Annotated in this window: 16 protein-coding genes; 4 read left to right on the top strand and 12 right to left on the bottom strand. The window is 37.1% G+C overall.

Translation table 11 applies throughout. The features are described from left to right. Positions 1-44 precede the first annotated feature (44 nt). Entirely contained in the window at positions 45-1,925 is a 1,881-nt protein-coding gene (locus ACWNCI_RS02250; protein WP_449387019.1) for a M1 family aminopeptidase, read from the top strand. 136 nt (positions 1,926-2,061) lie between these two features. On the opposite strand, the gene ACWNCI_RS02245 is transcribed toward ACWNCI_RS02250, so the two are convergent. Then, positions 2,062-2,733 (bottom strand): hypothetical protein, encoded by a 672-nt coding sequence (locus tag ACWNCI_RS02245; RefSeq protein ID WP_449387018.1) that lies wholly within the window; start codon positions 2,731-2,733, stop codon positions 2,062-2,064. A gap of 421 nt (positions 2,734-3,154) precedes the next feature. Here ACWNCI_RS02245 and ACWNCI_RS02240 point away from each other — a divergent pair, with 421 nt between their 5' ends. The 3 genes from ACWNCI_RS02240 to ACWNCI_RS02230 all read left to right on the top strand — a co-directional run bounded on the left by ACWNCI_RS02240 (position 3,155) and on the right by ACWNCI_RS02230 (position 5,859). Beyond that, complete coding sequence (locus tag ACWNCI_RS02240) at positions 3,155-4,021, top strand: helix-turn-helix domain-containing protein (protein ID WP_449387017.1); 867 nt, start codon at positions 3,155-3,157, stop codon at positions 4,019-4,021. A gap of 73 nt (positions 4,022-4,094) precedes the next feature. Continuing rightward, positions 4,095-5,147, top strand: coding sequence for a hypothetical protein (locus ACWNCI_RS02235; protein WP_449387016.1), 1,053 nt, complete (start codon positions 4,095-4,097; stop codon positions 5,145-5,147). Positions 5,148-5,295: 148 nt separating this feature from the next. Continuing rightward, on the top strand, positions 5,296-5,859 hold the full coding sequence (locus ACWNCI_RS02230; RefSeq protein ID WP_449387015.1) for a DUF6624 domain-containing protein: 564 nt from the start codon (positions 5,296-5,298) through the stop codon (positions 5,857-5,859). 343 nt (positions 5,860-6,202) lie between these two features. On the opposite strand, the gene ACWNCI_RS02225 is transcribed toward ACWNCI_RS02230, so the two are convergent. The 11 genes from ACWNCI_RS02225 to ACWNCI_RS02175 all read right to left on the bottom strand — a co-directional run bounded on the left by ACWNCI_RS02225 (position 6,203) and on the right by ACWNCI_RS02175 (position 21,054). Further along, on the bottom strand, positions 6,203-7,756 hold the full coding sequence (locus tag ACWNCI_RS02225) for a peroxidase, FMP-type (protein WP_449387014.1): 1,554 nt from the start codon (positions 7,754-7,756) through the stop codon (positions 6,203-6,205). Between the two features lie 21 nt (positions 7,757-7,777). Beyond that, complete coding sequence (locus ACWNCI_RS02220; protein WP_449387013.1) at positions 7,778-9,271, bottom strand: ferritin-like domain-containing protein; 1,494 nt, start codon at positions 9,269-9,271, stop codon at positions 7,778-7,780. A 7-nt stretch (positions 9,272-9,278) separates the two neighbouring features. Continuing rightward, complete coding sequence (locus ACWNCI_RS02215; protein ID WP_449387012.1) at positions 9,279-11,342, bottom strand: GMC oxidoreductase; 2,064 nt, start codon at positions 11,340-11,342, stop codon at positions 9,279-9,281. Beyond that, complete coding sequence (locus tag ACWNCI_RS02210) at positions 11,339-11,782, bottom strand: sugar dehydrogenase complex small subunit (protein WP_449387011.1); 444 nt, start codon at positions 11,780-11,782, stop codon at positions 11,339-11,341. Before ACWNCI_RS02210 ends, ACWNCI_RS02215 begins: the two co-directional genes overlap by 4 nt. Before the next feature lie 401 nt (positions 11,783-12,183). Further along, positions 12,184-14,301, bottom strand: coding sequence for a hypothetical protein (locus tag ACWNCI_RS02205; protein WP_449387010.1), 2,118 nt, complete (start codon positions 14,299-14,301; stop codon positions 12,184-12,186). Between the two features lies 1 nt (position 14,302). Next, entirely contained in the window at positions 14,303-15,721 is a 1,419-nt protein-coding gene (locus ACWNCI_RS02200; protein ID WP_449387009.1) for a hypothetical protein, read from the bottom strand. 2 nt (positions 15,722-15,723) lie between these two features. Next, a complete protein-coding gene (locus tag ACWNCI_RS02195) occupies positions 15,724-16,575 on the bottom strand; it encodes a hypothetical protein (protein WP_449387008.1) in 852 nt (283 codons plus the stop codon). Positions 16,576-16,743: 168 nt separating this feature from the next. Continuing rightward, a complete protein-coding gene (locus ACWNCI_RS02190; protein WP_449387007.1) occupies positions 16,744-17,184 on the bottom strand; it encodes a lysozyme in 441 nt (146 codons plus the stop codon). Further along, complete coding sequence (locus ACWNCI_RS02185; protein ID WP_449387006.1) at positions 17,181-17,753, bottom strand: hypothetical protein; 573 nt, start codon at positions 17,751-17,753, stop codon at positions 17,181-17,183. The genes ACWNCI_RS02190 and ACWNCI_RS02185 overlap by 4 nt, the downstream gene beginning before the upstream one ends. Positions 17,754-18,188: 435 nt before the next feature. Beyond that, complete coding sequence (locus ACWNCI_RS02180; RefSeq protein WP_449387005.1) at positions 18,189-19,505, bottom strand: ATP-binding protein; 1,317 nt, start codon at positions 19,503-19,505, stop codon at positions 18,189-18,191. An 808-nt stretch (positions 19,506-20,313) separates the two neighbouring features. Beyond that, entirely contained in the window at positions 20,314-21,054 is a 741-nt protein-coding gene (locus ACWNCI_RS02175; protein ID WP_449387004.1) for a hypothetical protein, read from the bottom strand. Positions 21,055-21,743 lie beyond the last annotated feature (689 nt).

Below are 21,743 nucleotides of genomic sequence, written 5' to 3'. Positions count from 1 at the left end.
GTATTTTATTTTTCTTTCTTACCGGTATTTTAATTATTGAAGGATTGATATTTCAGTTATTTTACAGTTATTTTCACATCGATTGGAATGCGTATTCAGGAACAGTTTTGTTTAATACCTTTCCACTGATCCTTTTCTCAGCCTTTATTTTGCTGATCAATGACAATATCAAAAATCGATTCATAGCGTTGGGAGTTTCCGTGCTTGCAGGTTTTACATTTGCCGGACCAGTTTCAAAAAAAATCCTGCCCAATCCATTATTGAGAATATTTTCTGATTATAAGGGCGTTTACAGCGATTTTAACGGATATGGACCCTACGCTTCAGCTTTTGCAGAACGATTGCTATTCGGATTAGGTGTGGTTGCTTGTTTTTGGTTGATTAATAAATGTTTCAAAACAAAAAAAGGAAATATGAAACAAATCATTTTCACTGTCATTGTATTATCTATCGGAGCTTTTGCCGGAAATCTCTTTCTGAAAGGCTATATTCCTCAAAATGAAGATGAAAAGATGATACAGTCGGCTCAATACGAACAGAAATTCAAACACTATAAAAATCTTGCAGAACCGAACATTACAGACGTGACCACTCAAATACAGCTTTATCCATCTGAAAATTCGTATAAGATAAACGGAACATATAGTTTGTTGAATCAAACTGACAAACCTATTGACAAGATTTTGATTAATTTCAATCCCGATCTCCAAATAGAATCAGCCCATTTCAACACGGATTCCGAATCAAAAAAAATCAATCAGACGGTGACTGAAATTGATTTAAAACAACCTTTACAGCCTGGAGAAAAAGCCAATTTAAATTTTAAAATTTCCTATCAATGGTCAGCTGTCAATGGTCACGATTCATTCAATTCAATCATAGAAAACGGTTCTTTTATAAGAATCAGCCGATATTTCCCAACTTTCGGATACCAGGCCAATAACGAAATTGAAGATGAAGAAAAACGGGCAGAATTTAAGCTTGGAAAACAGTCTGAATTAAAAAAATTAGAAACTCCTGAAGTATTTAAAAAAGATTTCATTAATCTGGATATGACCGTCTCCACAGAAAAGGACCAGACTGCTATAGGAACCGGAGATTTAATTCAACATTACAGTAAAGATAAAAGAAATTACTTTCATTATCGATCGAATAGAATTCCGTTTCGTTTTGCGGTTTCTTCTGCCAGGTATCAGGTAAAAAGCATCGTTTATAAAGGGATAACAATCAATATTTTTTATAACAAAAAACATTCGGAGAACGTAGATCATTTACTTGAAAATGCAAAAATCACATTGGATTACTGTACACAGAATTTTGGGAAATATCCGTTCAAAACCATCAGTTTTGCAGAAGTTTCTTCTTTTACCAAAGGTTTTGCAGCTACTGCTTATCCATCATCCATCTTTATGACAGAAGATATGCTTTTCCATGCTAATATGCATGCAGATCAAAATCAGGATGTCATCAATGAACTTGCGGGACATGAACTTTCGCACCTCTGGTGGGGAAACAGCCAGATCGATCCGGACGACAGAGAAGGCGCGACAATGTTAACTGAAACATTGGCCATGTACACAGAAATGATGATCTACAAAAAAATGCACGATAAAGAAAAAATGCTGGAAAAATTGAAAGTGCATCAACAGATATTTGACAATGAAAAAGGTTTATCTGAAAATCAGCCACTGTACAAAGTGAGTGGTGAAAATACTCATATATCTTATTCAAAAGGTGCGGTGATTATGGTAAAATTAAGCGAACTGATTGGAGAAGATAATGTAAATAAATCGCTTAAAAATTTTCTTTTGCATAATCAATATCCTAAAAAACCCACCACTTTGGATCTGCTTAGTGAGTTTTATAAAGTAAGTCCTGATGAAAAGGTTAAGAAGAAAATCTATAATTCATTCAGTTCTGAATAACTTTAAAACCTGTATATATCATCCAGATCATCGCCAGTCACATTTTAATAAATGGAAAAAATCCCTGCACTTTTATCATTGCGGGGATTTTTCCGATGAATATTTCAAACTCTAAATAATTTGAAGTTCATATGTCTCAATCTTCCTTGGTCACCTTAACATCAGTAAAGTGTCCTAACGTTCCGGGGCCTATCCATAATCCGATACTTCCCCGAACATCTTTACCCTGTTTCAGATCGTTGACGATCAAAGTAGGCTGAGAAGAACCGTTAACATACAGCCTTGCCGTTTCATCCTTTACTACGATTTTTATTTTGATCCATTCCGCAGGCACTATATCTACATATGATTCATACTTTTCAGGTGTTTCCTTTCTTAGTTTTTCCCAAGGAAATCCCGGAATAGAAATATATTGGCTGGAGTGGTTTCTGCGAATCTGATCATCTGCACGGCCATTAGTAGGGCGTAAATAAAAAACTTCCATTTTAGAAGCATCTAAAGCTGCCCTGAATGCAATACCCACAAACCCGCGGGCTGTCTCTCCGGCGTTGGCCATGGGCTGGCCACTAATTGTAGCTTCAATAACGCCGTTATGAAAATCAACATTCCTGAGAATCGCTAGTGTGTTGTCTCCAACGGCCTGACCCGGCATTTCCAAGGCAAGGGCATTTTTACCTTTATAGACAGATTTCTTGGCAGTTACCTGAAATGGCAGTACATCAGATGGTAATATGGTGCTATGCTGTGCTTTGGATTTTGAACCAAACACTAAACTAAACACCAAAATAAATAACAGCTTTTTAGTCATACGAAAGGTCATTTAAATATTTTGACCCGTCTAAAATAAGAAAAAAACGATTCCCATCTTCTCTAATTATTAAATTCCCGAATGTAAATTGAAAATTGTTTTTTATAAAACACTATATTTTTCACAGTACTGAAAAGATTTTTGGTTTAGCAGTTTCCGGACTGAAAAATGGAAAGAAAGACCAAAGATACTTCCCAATGAAACGCATTCGATAAAATTTTTAAATCCTAAGATATCGGGAAAACAAAAAAACAGAATGCCGGAGCAACCTGATAATTCTCTGATGCTGAAATACAGTTATTTAAAATCATGTCTATACAAGGTATTTAGATCGATTGAAATTCCTGTATTGTTTGAACAAAAGACAATCAAAATTTGTACTTTTATCAAATTCATTTGATCAGCAAGAGATTGTAAAGAAATGGCATCAGTCCCCAAAATTAAAACCTATCATTTTCTGCCCTGTAAATATGGTTCAGAGCTGTTATTAGATATCGGACGTATTGAAACATTGAAAAACTATGTATTAGACGGCACATTGCATCAACTTAGTTTTTACGAAATTATTTTTATTCAAGAGGGATTAGGAACCTTTGTATTGGACGAAAATACAATATCAATACAACCACGAACAATTATTTTCACCAGCCCCGGACAAATTCGCCGCTGGGAGATTGAACAAGAGGTAAAAGGCTATACCCTGTTCTTTGAAAAAGATTTTCTCCATCTTTTTTTTTCGGATGAACTATTTCTGTACCGGTTTCAATACTTTCATCAGTATTCACATCCCTCCGAAATGCAGATATGTGAAACATCATTCGGGAAATGTCTGGAGCTTTTACATGAAATAGAACGGGAATTTGAACAGATTCAGAATGACAGCAATCATTTGATCAGATCGCTACTATATCAGCTGCTTATAGTTCTCAACCGTTATTATGCAGGTGTTTACAATGTTCAGCGGGACACCTATATCCATTCAGATTTCTATAGATTCCGGTCTTTACTGGAACAGAGATTTTTGGAGGATCAGACCGTCGAAGCCTATACCAAATTACTTAATATCAGCTCCGGATTCCTTAATAAAATCTGCAGACAGTTCAGTGGATTATCAGCACAGCAAATGATTCATCACAAGCTGATTTCAGAAATAAAGAGACAATTGCATCAAAATAAATCCGCAAAAGAGATTTGCTATGAATTTGGATTCTCAGATCCATCCAATTTTAACCGGTTCTTTAAAAAGTTCACCAATATAACTCCCCAGCAATACCGAAAGAAAATTTAAAATGACAATTTTAAAGATAAAATGACCTTTTCCAAGGATGTGAATGTTCCTAATTTTACAGAAAAAAAGGAACATGATAAAATCTACAACACTTAGTCTTTTATTTTGCGTGATGAGTATGCTTTGGGTAAAGGCAGAACAATTATATGTTAATCCCCAGACCGGAAACGACACCAATTCCGGAATAAAGTCCCAGCCACTAAAAACTCTTTCAGAGGCAGCCAGGCGCGTTAATGTAAACAAAGAGCAGGGAGAAACAACAATCATCCTTTCTGAAGGTGTTCACCTGTTAACCCAAACTGTCCTATTTACCAATGATAAATATACTTTTACCGACCGCCTTATTATTCGCGCGGAAGTCATGCCTGATGATCCAGACTGGACACCAAAAAAAATGCCTGTTGTAATAACCGTTGCTCCCCTCGAACCGGGGGTAGGCGGAGAAGAAGCTAAAGGCATACAACCTGAAGTAAGCCATGTGACCATTGAAGGTCTGCGGTTTACAGGCAGTCCTGATTATACTTATCTCGATAGTAATAATTTACGCCGATCTTACCCCATCTGGCGTGACGGAAAAAACCTGGATGATTTGCTTGTGACACAATGCCTGTTTGCCGGGAATGTAGATGTATTACCATTACATGTCGGAGTTATAGCAAATGGCTATGGTTTGGTGATCGATCATTGTGTTTTTTTCAACTGTAAAATCCCTGTTGTCTTCTGGAAAAACGATGGAAAGACCGGTAGCCGTAGTGCCATGCGACATTCGTTGGTATATGGCGGCTATTTTTGCGGTGTCTGGACTACACAAGGTACCAACGGAGACGATTTCGACTTTCATCATAACATCATCGCCAATACGAGTACCATTTGGATAAGAGAAAAAGGAAGTACACGACGCTATAAGGCTTCTGACTGCATTTTTGTGAATTATAATAAACTGGCAGGATATGGAAGCGGACCATTAAGCGACAGTGATGCCACCTCAACAGATTTTCTGGAAATGAAAAATGTACAGACCACCGGAACTGTAGTCATCGAAAAAGATCAGAGTAAACGTAATTACCTCCAATTGGCAGAGGGTTCTACAGGTTTAAACTTAAAAGCAGGGCTTTTTAAAAAATGAAATAGAAATTAAATCTGATACAAACTATTTTCATTATTGAATAAGAAATTGTATGAACCATCTGAAATACAATTAACAAAACCGGTAAAAATTCAGGCAAAAGTTCCGATGATTTTTTTAATTTTGAGTCAATAGATACATTGAAATCATGGAAAAACCTGAATATGCTAAAATATTAATTCAGCTGGCAAAAAAGGATCTGTCAGTCAGAGAAAAGCTTTTGAGGGAAAATCAAATGGGTGGTGGCTATCATCCTGAGATGGAACAAATCCATCGCAAAAATGCAGAATCACTCCGGAATATCATCAAGGATATTGGTTTTCCTGGTATTTCAAAAGTGGGCGAAGAAGCGAACGAGGCAGCATGGCTGATTGTTCAGCATTCCATTGCAGAACCTGAATTCATGATGGCTTTTTATGGACTGATGAAAGAAAATGAAATGGATATCAATAAAAAGCATTTAGCATATCTCTATGACAGGATCCAGTATTTTCAGGGAAAACCTCAGCGCTTTGGGACCCAGATGAATGCAGATGGAAGCATCTACCCTGTTACCGATCCGGAAAACCTGAATACATTAAGATTGCAATATGATCTTCCTCCGGTATCTCAGGAAAATTTGGGCCGTATTGCTACCATTGAAGAGATCGAACGTATTGAGAACGAAAATCCGGACTATGTGCTTTGGAGAAATAATGTGGGCTGGAAATAATTAATGATATTTTTAAATCATCCATCTTGATTAAAAACAGACAAATGGCGCCACTGTGCTAAGTGACGCCATTTTTATGACTAATTATTTTAAAGGTATAGAGCGTGTTTAAATTCTAAATATATTTTTAACATTAAGAATTAAGGTGTAATTTCTTAATTAACTCTTATTTTAAATCAATCAATTGATTTCTTAATTTCGCCACTTAATAAACTGAATTTCTTAATGTTAATAATAAACTTTGTTTAATTTGGATAAAGCCTATTAAGTGTAAGTCCATAAAATTATTAGATAAAATTTAAAGGCACATAATATTCTTACCATTAAAATTTTTAAATTGACTTTACCCTTTATGATACGGGCATCCTGAGGGAGGATTTACTGCACGTTCAGCATTAGAAGCTGGTGTAGTCATACTCATGCCGGAAGGTGCATTAAAAAACTGCTCCTCAATAATTTTTCTCTGGTCTGCAGGAATATCTTCTATTTTACGAAGTGTATTCACCTGAATGTGCGGCCAGCTCGTTGTACCACCATCATTCCCGAAATCAAATTCGAAAAATATAATCTGTTCATATTGCAGCTGAAGGATTTCTTTTCCATCTTCAATCACAGTTTCGATCCACAGGCGGAAATCTACTTCTACAGTAGGCACAAAACGGTTGACAAAAGGAACATTTAAAATTCCTCCCTGAGCACCGGTTTGCATTCTTGACGACATCTGGATAAGAACATAATTGGCAACATTTTGCCCGCTTAATGCATCTCTCAACCTCATATCAGGCCTTACGCAATAAGGGTATAAATCGTCTGCAAGAATTCTTTGCGTATAGATCTTGTTTGAACCGGGATCGTTTTCATCCGTCAGTTTTTCATGAACCCAGGCCGGAGCAGGCTCATCGAGGTTAATCGGATTTTTAACACTTGCTCCCGCACCTCCCATTGTCGGTGAAATGGAAAGATGATCGGGTTGCCAGGTCGCATCACCGTAAGGAAACTGCGGAGCTCCTTTAATTAAATAATTCGGGCCGCTCGGTGCAATGTCTCCCAATAATGTAATAGTACTTCCGTGAGGGATAACTCCACTTCTTGAAATAGAATAATCCGGAATAAAATAAGGTCCGGTAATACCGTCAAGAGGTTTTATTTCCTGCGCAGGAATGATTTCATAATATTTCTGTCCTTCTTTCAGCTGGCTTAAAAGAATATATGAAGAATTCCCGTTTTCATCTCTCACCTCAACCAAAGGTTCGTTCCTGTATTCACCCTTATAGCCGTAGTTTTTGTAATCCTCTTCAGAAAAAGCGTGAATTCCACGGTCTTTTTCGATGGTTTCTTTGGTGGCGGCATAATTGTAGACATCACTTAACCAAAGATACATTCCGTTTTCTTCGTGAATTCCGGCATATTCTAACTCTGATTTTCCTTCTACTTTATTGACACTTTTAATGGTTTGATCGTATTTTACCGCACCACAAAACAATTCAGTTGCACCACCACGGTTACGTACACCGCCAGGAACGATCTCAAATGTTAATTTTTCAATATATTCTTCAGTATCAAAACTGAATTTGCCGGGAATTGTTCCGGGATTTGTACCTGGAGAAGGCATGATTGTGGTGTGAATTCCACTTCCTAAAGAAGGCTTGGTAATGTTTTTATTATAATTGGCATTATAACTTACCCAAGTTCCTTCAAGAGCCGCCAGAATTCCGTAATCAACATTATTGGCAATTTCCTGTAAGTTCTCTTCTCTGAAAGGCCTTACAGGATCATCGATTAACAGTTTTGAATATCCGTCCATCAATTGAGCTAAATAGCCTTTTTGTTCTTCAGGTGCGGCCTTAAATAATCTTGCATCAAGATCCTGGATGATCTCTTTTTTTCTTTTTAACATGGTATATTAGTTTTATCGTTATTAGTAACCTGAAGGAAATTCAAAAGTTGGACCTGCATTGTACTGAGAATCCAATGGCTGGCTCATCAGTCCGATCGCCTGCTCTTTTAGGGCATACATATACATGATAGATTTTGATAATTCTTCAACATTTCCTTCTACAGCTGCCTGAATGGCATCTAATAATTTTTTATAGGTCTCATTAAATGCTTTTCCCTGCGCAAATAATTGTGGATTCGATTGGTAATCTGCCATTTTAGGATTAGGTTTCATCGGATATGCCGCATTCCAGTCAACAGGGAGTGGTTTTCCGACAGGTGGGGTTGTCACAGGCATCATTCCGTTTTCGTCGGTGAAAGGCGTATAGTCTCCACCTAAATAAAAGTGTTCATGGAAAACTTCTTTAAATCTGAAATAATGTGCTAATTCCGCCCCTTCTTCAAATTGTGAAGCATCTACATCAAAAATAGAATCATCGGCTCCTTCGCCCTGTCCTTTAATTTCCTGGAAAACAAGAATTACCCCTTCGAGAGCATCTACCGGATATAATTTACCGCCACTTCCGTAATACTGTTCCGGACGAATCTGTTTGGCAGGATCTCCTGTAAAAATTCCGCCTTTGTTTAATTCTTCAAAAGTCTGCGGCAGCTTTCCATTCGTTTTGTAATAAGCAATAATCTGAAAAACAACCATGTAAAAAAATACGACATCATAATATTCCCCGATGGTATGAACATTTTTCATGATGAAATCCTTCATGTTTTCCAAGGTCCATAAATCATTTTCCTGAACTGCGGCTTTTGAAAGTATGGCGTTCTCTTTTGTGTTATAATCGTGTTTTGGTGCTTTTACCAAAGGATTACTAGGGCTTTCGATCGCGATAAAAGTGGCAATACTGTTGGATGAAAATGTTTCCAAGCCTACATAGAAATCAACATTCAGTGGTAATTTCGTAGGATAAACAGGATAATTTTCAGGTCTGTTTACTGAAGGCTGAAGGCTCACGGCATTCATCACGTTGCAAACCATAATCATGTGAAGCATTTCTTCTACGGCAACGCTTCTGATAATCTGGGAAGCTAAAATATTCGTTCCGTCTTTAATAGAATATAAAGCGGTTAGATACGGAGGAATTGTAGAATGTTCAATCAGAATTGCAGTTTGCAAAAGATCCTGTAAAACAGGGCGATAATCCAGTTCAGCCAAGCCTTTTTTAATCCCGGAAATACCTGTTCTGGAAAGCTGAGCTGCAGGATGTATTTCAGAGATTTCTCCCCCAAACTGAGATTGTAAATATTGATTAAATTCATCAATCTGATTATTTAACAATAGGTTTGTGAGTGTTTTGCTGTGATATTTCAGTCCCTCAATCCAGCTTTCTTTACTGATTGTAGAATCAAGTAACAACGACCGTAAAGAAATTGCTTCTGCAACGATGGTATTTTTGGCAAAAGTATTGTTTGAAAGACTGCTGTTTTCCTGATTTTCTGTTTTATTGATAAGTCTTTGTCTCATTTTTTTTCTATTTTAAAATTGTTTCCAGATCTTTCAAAATGGATTCTACGGAACGGATGGTAAATGCGGATAAAGTAAGAGTAGGATTTGAAGTTCCCAAAGTAGTCATGTTTCCAGCACCAACAATGTATAAATTCGGATGATCCCATGCTTTGCAATAGCTGTTGGTTACAGAATCGTCAGGATTATCGCCCATTCTGTGGGTCCCTACAATATGTCCGGCACCGTTATAAGAATATCTCACGCCATTGTAAACAAAGGTATTATTATCTGTTGCCTTGTATGTTGTGAAATCCTTAATGCCTAATTTTTCAAACATCTGATCTGATGCCAGTTTTGCCTGTTCCATGGCTTTCATTTCATACTCTGTCAGGTCATAATTAATGACAGGCCGCGGAATTCCCAGAACATCGAGATACTGATCATTAATGGTGACTCTGTTATTAGGATTCGGAAGCTGTTCGACTTCAAAATGGAACAAAACCTGTCTTGAAAGCCTGTACTTTAAAGCCTCTTTCAGATCTTTTCCAAAAAGCCCCTGTGCCAAAAATTCCGAAAGGTCTGATCCTGGAGAAAAAGCCGGCCAGCTCCAACCCCAGTTGTCGAGCGGAGAGATCCATGCAGAGAATTCGCTTCTGAAATTTCCATCACGAAAAGACGAAATATTTGTTGTGGAACCCGGACCTCTGTAAGGATAAACAGGCTCAGGGAATAATCCCCAAGTAAGCATCACCATATGATCCATAAGGTTTCTTCCCACCTGATCGCTTCTGTTGGCAACGGTTTTTTCAACCTTTTGCCCGTTTTCAACAACGGTATATTTTGAATTTAAAAGAATTTTTGGATTTTCAAAAGCATTGGCTGCAAGAATCACGATTGATTCTTTGGTATCAATAACTTCTTCAACAAAACTTGTTTTTTCCTTTGAAATATATCTTCTGATATGAACTTTGGAGATTTTTTCCTGATCTGCAACATCTACACTTAATTTGTAAACTACACTCTGCGACTGAACCTGAATATTATGATTTCTCTGAAGATTCTGATGTTTATTGACTTTATATAAAGCTTTCTTCAATGTTTTCAAAGCATTGTATTTTGCCTGAACCGGACAAATCGGAACACAGGAAGCATTTCCTTCGCAACGTTCTCCCTGATAAGGATTCCAGACTGCGCCTAAAGCTTTGTATTCTTCGCTTTCGATATTATTTAAAGATAAGGTATATCCGGATTCTGAAATTTCAGCTTTGATCAATTTTGATGTTCCGTAAGCAATATTAGGAGTAGAATTTCTCCCCTGTGGCGATGGAACAAGCATTAACGGAAGTTCTTCCGAATTGATCTGAACCGAAGTTCCCGACAGCCCATTAATGATCTGATGATCCATATAACTCTGCGGAATTTCTTCCATCGGAAAAACATAATCTTTACCGTAATATTCTTCCATGCTTTCTTTAATAGGATATTCCTGTGCTGCAACATTCCCTGAAACGCCAATCTCATATTCTGCCATTTCGTAGTAAGGCTTTAACGTATCGTAATCAATCGGCCAGTTCATTGCTCTTCCGTATTTTTCCTTTAATCTGAAATCGTTCGGAAGCATTCTTGGTGTTGTTCCCAGCCAGTGAAGCGTAGTTCCTCCTCCAACACGGATTGCATCACTCGCAAAAGGCATTGGGCCCAATTGTACCAGATAGCCTTTTTTATCCGGAAATGGCTGAACGATCGGTTCTATATCCAAAACATTTGGAGAAGGCGCCTGCTTTAAATCGGGGTAAGGTGAATTAGGAACTTTTGCTTCTTCCATGTAGAACTTACGGATGTAATCGTTGTAAGTAACCATTGAGGATGCAGAGTCCAGTTCTATACCGGCTTCCAGTCCTGCTTCATACATCAGAATTGATAATTCCCTGTATGTTTTGGGGTCGTTCATTTCAGAACGATGAATCATCTTTTTTGTGCCTGTATCAAAAACATGGTCTGTTAAAAGCTTGGCAATTAAAGATCCGGCAATTCCTGTTCCTACGATGATGACATCTTTCTTTGGCTGTATATTTTCTTTCTGATTCATGAGTTGCTGTTTACAGGTTTTGTTTCCCAGGATTTAAAGCCTGGTTGTTTGGCTCCCGGAGGATGTGCATGCATTACATTCCACACGAGTCCTTCTTTGTAAGATCTGTCGTTGACGTAAGCGCCTTCCCAGGTTCCCAAATACCAAAGCGTGATCACACTTTGCGCAATTTGCTGAGTTGCAGGGTTAGCCATAATTTGAATTGAAATGGCATTTTTCAGCTGATCCTGATTTTCAGCATTGTCAAGAACATTTTTAGAAACATTCAGAAAATCAATGAAAGTTGCTGTTTCAAGCTGGCTAAGAATGTGTTGGTAATAAGTCTCGGCTAAGCCCGTGGATTGAAGTTCGTTCACGGAAAATCCTGTGAGGGATTCCGAAATCGCCATAAATACGTCGTAATAATAATCATCGACGTTGAGGATTTTGTTGATAATCATTTTTTTTTAATTTGGTATTAAGTAAAACCTGGATATTATTCTGAGAAGACATTAAAAATCATAAAGATCTTTATTGGGATACCGTGCTTACTGTAAGCATAATATCCTGTATCTTTCTTGAGAAATAGTATCATTTCATTACGTTTTCTGGTTAAGTTTTTTTAATATAACACATGATAAATATCATTATTATTTCATACCAAAATTAATCTATTCGGATCAATCCGGGATTAGTATTTTTACTGATTTTTTTCAACAGATGACGTCTTGTGCAATTCAAGAGTAAAAAAGCAAATTTTTAATGAACACAAAAGAAAAAAGCCACAATCGGAAGACTTTTGTCTTCTGACTGTGACTTTGTAACTGTCCTGAAAATTTTTAAGTTGGTTACTTCTTATATTTTACCAAACAACCTGACATGGCTGTAATCTTTCAACAATTACTCTTAATGATCTTGTAACATACAATCTAATGAAACAACGCGGCTCAATATAATATATGGGTTTGCCTTGTATCTTTACCTCCATCGAACCATCATTTTGATCAAAATTGTAAATAACGATCTGCTGCTTCGGATAAATGTTTTTAAAATCAACAAACATTTTGGTATATTCCCCAATAATATGAATAAGTCTGTTCCGATCATCAACGACAAGTTCAGAATACGAATCCATTACATATTCATGCGGGTCTAATCTAATTGCATATTCAGATTCATCGTTAATAATTTCATCTCTTAAATTAGCTACATTACCATTAGGAATAAATACGGTATCTGCCCTTTCCTCTTCTGATTTAAAATTCTTAGTGGCTTTTACAGATCCTTGTACTGTTAGTTTATCAGTGTCATTGGCCTCTGTTCCCATTCCGAAGAGTTCACTTTCGGAATTAAAATTTAAGCCATCAAATCCACCGTTCATAGAACCATAAAAATAATACTCTTTTATTTTCGTTACCAGAGACCTGCCCCGTTGATTATCTATAATTCCGGATTCATCTCCAAAATAATTATCAGCAATTACTAATCCTGTATTCAGGTTAGAGGTAAATTCTTGATTTAGCTTTAATCCATACTGATAAGCATAATTCCATTGCTGAATATTGGACGAAGTAAAATCTCCTTCTGTCCACAATTTGTACCATGGCGTCGTCCAATTTCCATCAATCCCTTTTCTGATCTTGAGCATTGGGAGACCCTCCCCGTTAATACCGGTCTGATTGGCAAATGCCAACTGATACGACGAATCTCCTGTAGAGGCTGAAGTACCATCCCAAGGTGAATAAGTCATTATTCCTGCATAATTTCCGGTCGCCTTTAATTTTGCACTGTTTGATTTTGCAAAATCAAATCTCACCCTTCTAGGTGTTGAATTGGGAGCAATATCATCAGGGTTTCTTGTTCCGTCTTGCGATGTCACATAAAAATTTGTGAGACTGACAGAATTATTCCCGCTTATGTTTAATTGCTGTCCGCCTTCCCCTTCCTGAGTAGTGCTTAATTCAATCTGGTTTTTGTTTACGGCATGGGTTCCGATCGTTCCATTGGGAATAAAAGGGCTATGGGTGAAGGTTTTGGTGTCGCTTATTGTTTCAGCTCCACTTTTTTTGACGAATAAGTTTGAAGCTTCAATCTGTGTGTAATAATTGGAAAGCTGACCAAAGTTAACAGCCTGGTTGCTCTGAGTTGCTATCGGAACTGTTGGAGATTTTGTAAAATTGTTGATCCCAAAAAATGTGTTATCATCACCTCTGTGCGGAAATTGAGGAGCAAACGTGTGAGTCACGTGTCTAAAGCCTATCTGACACAAATAAACTACTCCATCCGTTGTTGTGGGGTTTGACAGTTTAAATCTAACTCCACGTACAGAGATTGTTCCAACCGAAGATTCAGGGAAAAGGAAAAGACCGGAACTTCCAATATTAGTAATATCCGTGGCTATAAAGTTAGCAGGACTATACCACACATTATTGTTATCCATTACTTCTACGGTTATATTTCTGAAATAACGTTCCGTATTAAATCTCGTCTGAACAAAAGGTTGCCATAATGCCCTGGAATAGTTTGAAAGGATCGAATTAAGAGTAACTGTCACAATTAATTCTGTTGTTGCATCACAATTAGCAAGCGATACAAGCCCCGGCTTTTGGTTAAAAAGCCCGCTCTTAAAACTATCTTCCGTCCCGGTGATACTGCCGCTACCGTTAATCACAACAGATACATTGTGTTCCTTATCTGCCAATGCCAATTGATTACGGTCGTATAATCCAGTGAAGCTTTTATCAGCTGCTTCACCACCTATGGCTATAACTTTGTTGACCAGTCTATCAGGGATTTGACTATTGGAAATCTTACCTGTTGAATCAAGCGACGGAACACCTCCCGCCGCATTTTTTTGTGACAATGGAATATATAAAGTACTGTCAATACTTCCATCCCCCTTTAAAAACTGAGCCGCTGTACCTCCTACGACTTTAAAGCCCTTTGAAGAGGTATAAAGTGCATATTTGATATCGCTCATATTACAAATCTTTGCTGGTTACGGTAACTGATACCGGATTTGGTAAATTAGAATCAAATTCAATATCTAATTTGTTCGGATCTGTTAATTTTATTCTACCATCGATTCTGTATAAAGTTACGGTATCATACATAGAAACATCGACGTTTCTGGTCCCTAAGTTGTGCCCTATTGTTGCAGTTCCGGAAATTGAAGTCGTGTATGATCTTACAAGATTATTTCCGGCTACTACTCTACCTTTAGCATCAACTGTAACCTGGTCGTAAGTACCGGCAGCTACTCCTGTTGCAGCCAATGTTAATGCTGAGGCGGCATTTGCAGAACCGTCAAAGCTCACAGCCCATGTTCCGTCACCTGTTGCAGAAATTGTTCTCGCTGTTGTTAGTTTTGCGGCTGATCCTGTTGTATTGATTGCTGCAGTTCCAGTCAGTAATGTTGCGGGAACAGCAGTAACAGGGATTGCGACATTTCCGGAACCGTCAATGGTCTGTGCCGTTGCGGTGACTCCGGAAAGACTGATGGTTCTTGCTGCAGTCCATTTTGTAGCGGAAAGAACACTTTTTGCTGAATCGGCAGTATTATCAACATTAGCTAAACCGACATGGGATTTATTAAGAACCACCACACCCGTCTGTCCGTTAACGGAATCTACCGCTCCTGAAGTGATATAAACGAACGTTGTTCCTGTCCATCGGTATGTTTTGTTGGTATCAAGTGATACATAGATTTTACCCGTTTCTCCAGCGATAAGATTAGTATATGAAGCTTCTTTGTAAAACTTCCCGTCAGCAGATCTGTAATATCCTTCCAAAACATCATCCACATAAGAAGGTAATTGAGATGCTGGCACCAGTCCTGATGCATCAAGTCCGGCAACTCCATTTGCAGCGCCTTTTTGAGACAATGGAATATAATTAGCCAAATCCGATGAAGTGGGCATAGAACCCAGATTCACTGTTATTCCGTTGGCAGTCTGAACGACTCCTGTAACTACGTTCCCACTCCCTGAAGTTGTAACCGGTAAAGAAAAGGTAGTTCCTGACAATGTTAAACCATTACCTGCGCTATACGTTGTATCTGTAGAAGACAATGTGATTGTACTTCCGGATTGACTGATCGCCATATTGGAACCTGCTGCAAGGGTAACATCACCGGATACCAGAGAACCGGATGCACCACCTTTTAAACGGGTAATCGTATCAGGTGTCGTAAACGATCTGTTTGCCGACAGGTCATAAGCTGTCCCGTTGATGGTTAACGTTCGTGTCTTCGGCACATAATCTAACGGATTAAAGTTTCCGTCATGCCAGAAAGAACTGATTGATCTCGTGCCACCGCCGGCTGTTAAAATGTCGTTGTCTGTTTTTCCTTCGATTTTGTATCCAACAGAACTTCTGTAATAAGCATATTTAATGTCCATAATTATATTTTTTTAATTGTTAACTGAATTATATTTGGTGGTATTGAATCAAACAGCACTTCAATGCTATTTGTGTCTATTCTTCTCACCTTAAGAGGTATTGTAAACATGGTAACGATGTCGTAGGCATCAATCACAAAGCTTAATGTATCAAGGTCATGTTTTATGACAGAGTCGCCCCTGACCCTTTGTTCATATTTAATTTTTTCGGAAGCGGCTGCATTTTCAATATTTTGAATTTTACCATACACTACATCATTAAACTGATTTTGATAGGTTACTGCACTCCAGTTTGAATAACTTCCGAGCAGTCTGATTTTATCATCTGAACTTCCGCTGCTAAGAGTCTCTTTAATCAATTCTATCTGCTGTCTGTTTTCTTTGATATAATCAACGATTTCCTGGATTTTATCAAGATTCGCGTCATCAGAAGCCAGCAGCTCATTGATTTTCTCAATAGCTTCAAGCATCTCGTTATCTTTCGCCTGGAACATATTCACAATTTCACCGATCTGCTGTTTTGTATAAACATTTCCGGTTTCCTCAATCCCGTCTATAGTGGCTGCCAGATTGATTTTTAATTTTTCTTTCCACTGATCGATGTTGGCAGGCGTAAGGTTGGATGCATTAAGTTTTGCCAGCACTGAACTGTGTGCCTGGTCATCATTTAAATGATTTGTAAAAGTTTCGGTAGATAAAGTTTTTTGAAAAGCTTCAGGTAAGCCCGCCACCTCATCTATTTTGATTTTTTCCTCTAAATGACGGAATGAAGAAAAGGTTTGCTGAAACTGATCTTGTGTAGGAGTATCGCCCTTTTCAAACCAGCTAAATATTGTTGATAATGGTACTGCCATGATGATTGGAAATTAGGTTTGAGTTCTTCATTGTATCAATTTTATTTTTTGATTAATTAATTGTCTATTTTTTTCATTTGTTTAATTTTCTCCCATTTTAAGCTATTTTTTAAGTTAATACTGATTTAAATTCCGTTTACTGATTTTGCGAGTATAGGATTGAAAGACTTATTTCGAGAAGAACAAATCCGCTTCTGCTTTTCGACGTCTTATTAATCCGTTCAGAACTTTACCGCCGGCAGTAATATATTTTTCCGTAAACCATTTTCTGATAGTATCTGAATCTGCTTTTTTATTGATTAAAGAAAATAAAGTGTCAGATCCTCCCGTATTGTAAGTATGTGAAACCAGTGCATCAAACTGATTTTGTGTAAGGGCAATTTTAATTTTACTGTTAACGATCTTTTCGTAAGTTGGCAAAACGGATGAAAATAATTCAACACCTCTTTCTCTGCTGATCGCAGCATCGCTCATCGTAACTTTTTTACCACCGGGATAATAGGTGTTTCCATAACCTATTGTTGGAATTCCTGCTGAATCCAGATAAGGTTTGGAGCTGAATCCCTCGAATGATAAAATGAGATTTATTCCTTTTTGTGATGTTTTCATTTCTTAAAATATCTATAGGTGAAAAAGATGAGTATTAAAGTGATTCCCAGGATGGTCATGAAAATCCAGGCGGAGATTTCAAATCCGGTTATTTTTACTTTTTTTGTTTCTTGAGAAACTGTCGAAGTCTTTTCTTTCACTGTTTCTTTCGAGACTGCATTCTGAGCCATCTCTTTAAAAACATTGGTAAATTCTTCTTTTTTATTGTCAGTCTTTTTGTTTGATGCCTTTACATAATGATTACTGATTGAATATTCTGCATTTCCCATAATAGAAATACTTTGGATGGTATCACTTCCAACAACATTGTGAAATACAAAGGGATTGGCTATATCAGATTTTCCTGTAATCAAGAGGTCACCGGATATTTCGTTTTTCTTTTCTCCAGACGAAACCTCGGCAGATGTACTTTGAGCAGATTCTATGTTCTTCAGGCTCAAGGAATCAACCTTCACTTTTTCAGTTTCCAGTTTATTTTCTTTGGAAACGGTGGTAATTTTCTGTTTGCTTCTGCAGCAGCCTAACATAAGGCCACTGAATATGATCAGTAGCAGGATTTTTGCTTTCATGAGCTTTATTTTAATGATTAAATGGATGAAAATCTTTAGTCTTGATTTTTTAAATCTTCTAAAAGAGTTCCTTTGAAATATTGTTTCGGTTTAAAAAACCTGATTTATGTTTTCTTTAGCGGTTTCAGTCTGTTGGAAACAGCATTCAGGCATTCAGTTGAGACGATCAACCCCTTCGATGAACCCTTTAAGTATTTAGAACAGGCGATCAGGCATTTCGATAAAGCAATCAAGTGTTCCGAATAGCTAATCAACCGTTTAGAAGAGGCAATCAAGCATTCCGAAGAGCCGATCAACCACTCCGAAGAAGCAATCAACCAGTCCGAAGAGGCGATCAACCAGTCCGAAGAGGCGATCAAGTACAATTTGTTACATTTCAATAACTTACAGCACTTTTAAAAACAAGGGAACCAATTCCTTGTATCATATAATTTTCTATGAGAAAATTTTATCTTCTTTTATATATTCTTTTCTGATGCTTTCTAGCAGCATCTCGAGACTTACTTTGTAATCGGGATCTTTTAATGCGATCGCTTTTAAGCTTACATCCTGTATGACGTTCATAATATTGGATCCGGTAAGCTCGTATCGTCTGGCAATCTGTTCTAAATCAATACCCTCAAGCTGTAATTGTTCAGGTAGATTCTGTTGCCAGATACGCAGACGCTCCTCTTGCTTGGGATTATTAAATTGGATGCAGCTATGAAAGCGTCGCGTAAAGGCTTTGTCCATATTATTTTTGAAATTGGATGCCAGAATAATAAGCCCCGAAAACGTTTCTATTCTCTGTAACAGATAAGAGACTTCCTGATTGGCGTATTTATCATGAGCATCTCTTACATTGGTCCGTTTTCCGAAAATAGCATCTGCTTCGTCGAAAAATAAGATCCAGTTTTTATTTTCTGCCTTGTCAAATAATTTTGACAGTTGCTTTTCAGTTTCTCCGATGTATTTTGAAACCAGCATAGAAACATCAACCCTGAAAACAGGGCGTTTTGTGTATTTACCCAGAAGGCTGGCCGCAAGTGTTTTCCCGGTACCCGGATCTCCGTAAAACAGCACCCTGAATCCCGGTTTAAGTTTTTTCTGCATATCCCAGTCTTCCATCAGAATCTGGCTGCTGTTGTACCAGTCTTCAATACTTTTAAGTTCGTGAAGTGTATTCTGAGGCAGTATTAAATCGTTCCATGACCGGCGGGTGTGCAATTGTTCTGCCGGGAAATCATTGCTCATTTTCGGCAATACTTCTGATCCTAAAACGATAGCGTTAAAAGCTTCGTGATGAACACTTATCTGATTATTTACAGCGATATGATCTTGTGCTGAACCAGAAAAAACAATAACTCCATCTTTAACCAAAACAGAATCTGAACCGAAATAATCCAGCACTTTCAGTCTTTCTGAGATGCTGTCACCCCCCAAAATATACTGAGCCGTCTGAATGGTCGGATAAAAGAGCCTGCCATTATCATTCACTGAACAAAAATCAAACAGTACATTATTGGGAAACTCAAGGTAAATGCGTTTCAGCAAAGCCGGATCCAGTCTTGGCAGTAAAGCCATTAATAGAATGATCACTTCCTGATGGGCAAGTGCTTTTCCTGAAATATAGTTTCCTAATTGAAAGCCTTCATGGTTATCAGTTTTAAATCCAGGAGCGCTTATATTAAAATCTTCTGCAGCATTGCTTATACGCCAAGTAATAACGTTTTCTAAATGAGTAAATAATTTCTGTATTTTTTCTGCCTCCATTGGTTATTAGTTTTATTTTTCACTTGATTTCTCAAATAAATTCTGTTTTTTAGTTCAGCGATTAAAGCTTTTTTTTGATTTAAAATTTTTGAAAACATCCATCACTCAGTTACAATAGATTTAAAGTAACTCTATGGAAAAGTCTTACCCAAACTGCCGTAGCCGTTATTTTTGAAAGTCTTTCTCTTACCGGAATTCCTACTTTTTAAAGAATTAATCTTGCTCTTGAAAGAAGACAAAAGATCTGATGATCTGTTATTTATATTATGGATGAGATTTTAATGTCTGACATCAAAAAATTCCAACATTTCAAAAGTAAAAGGGATCCTGTTTCAGAGTATCTTACCCGGTTTTTAAAATAAAATGTAGTACATCTTAAGATGTTTCCACTTTATTTTTTGGTTTGTTTTTAGCAAACCTCAAACCGAAAAGCTACCCACAAAAGAGTATAAATAATTGTTGTAATATTTTGTTTTCATGGTTATTAATTTTTTGTTCCGCCTTTTGTATTTTTATAAATTTTTCAATATTTATTGGTTAAAAAGTAACCCCAACCGGAAAGTATTCACATTTGAGAGTCTTACCCAACTGCCGTGGCAATTGTTTTTAGAAAGCCTCCCCATTACCGGATTTCCTACTTTTTAAAGAAATCAATCTGCTCCTGAAAGAAAACAACAGATCTCAATATAGATTTTCTGTCATTTCACATCCTGGATGAGATTCTGACAAGTAAGCCTCAGAAAATTCCAGTATTTCAAGAGTAAAAGGGATCCTGTCATTGAGTATCTTACCCGGTTGAGGTTAATTTTTAATTGATAATATAATTGATCAGATCATTTTCGTCCCGTCCCAGAATAATTTTTATAGTAACAGGATTTGATCTGAATTTTGTTCCGTTAACATCAATTTCCAAAAGCATCTGAATAAGAGAAAACGGCTTTCTATGATGTACTGAATATCTGAATGACCCGGGTCTGTTGAAAGTACCGGCGGGATAAAAATCCCTGTAGTCTTTACCCGGCCTGAAATAGCTGATCGGATTAATATCAAGAACCATTTCATGAGACTTCACAGGATATTCTGACTGTCTGTCCCAGGATTTCGCGTCTTCCGGAAGTTCCTGATAAAAACCTGACGGTTTTATGTAGCCGCTTCTGAGTATCTTTTTTTGTTTGTAACGTTTTATGATGATCTTTGGCTGATGTTTATCAATATCTAATTCGCCTGATAATTTTATGTTCAAAGATTTGTAGCTAATATCGCGTGACAGAATATGCGTGTAACGGTCTATTACGTCAGGTGTACTGTCTTTTGCACTTTCAATATTGAGATGCCCTCTGTTGGTATCTGCAAGCTTTTCCGCTACATAGAAATGATAATGTTTTCTCTTATGATCTCCTGTTGGTTTTATTTCCAGTCCAAAATTGAACTCATTCAGATGGACATAATTATCTATGAATCTACCAAATTGACTTTGTGTAGGATATTTACCCGTTTCAAAATAGGTTTTCAGTTCTTCTCTTTGGGTTAATTTATTTATTTCTTCCATAATATTTGTAATGTTTACGTATGTCCTTCGTATAATTTTTCCGGCTGCTCATTTAGCATTGATGATTATGGTTCAGCCTGATGTTTTTTATTTTGTCTGAATTTTTTTGAAAAGTTTTAATATGTTGTTAAAAATAAACCTCAATCGAAAAGCTGCCCTCATTTGAGAGTCTTACCAACTGCCGTGTGACAGTTGTTTTTTTAAAAGTCTTTCCATCACCGGATTTCCTACTTTTTAAAGAAGTTAATCTGCTCTTGAAAGAAAACAACAGATTTGCCAGTAAAGATTTTTCTGTTATTTTACTTCCCGGATGAGATTCTGATAGATAAGCATCAGAAAATTCCAGTATTTCAAGAGTAAAAGGGGTCCTGCTATTGAGTATCTTACTCGACTGAGGATTTATTTTTTATGAATTGAATATGTAATTGCTTACATTACGCCGGTCTCGCGATCTTCAGATAATTCAATAGTAATTCGCTGCGGCGTGTATTTTTCTTTTTATGAATAAAGTTCAAAGTTCATTCTTTTTTTATTCTTATAAAAGTTTTTTGCCTTGTCTGTTCTGTAGTTGCAGTGGCTTATATTCTTTTAGATTCGAATGATTTATCACTTAGTTTGAGAGTTCAAAGTTCATCCTTTTTTTGTTACTATAAAAGTTTTTTACCTTGTTCATTCTGTAGTTGCAGTGA

Source organism: Chryseobacterium lineare (assembly GCF_977014045.1).
Note: the sequence above shows the minus strand (reverse complement) of the source record. Positions and strands in the feature narration are given on the sequence as shown.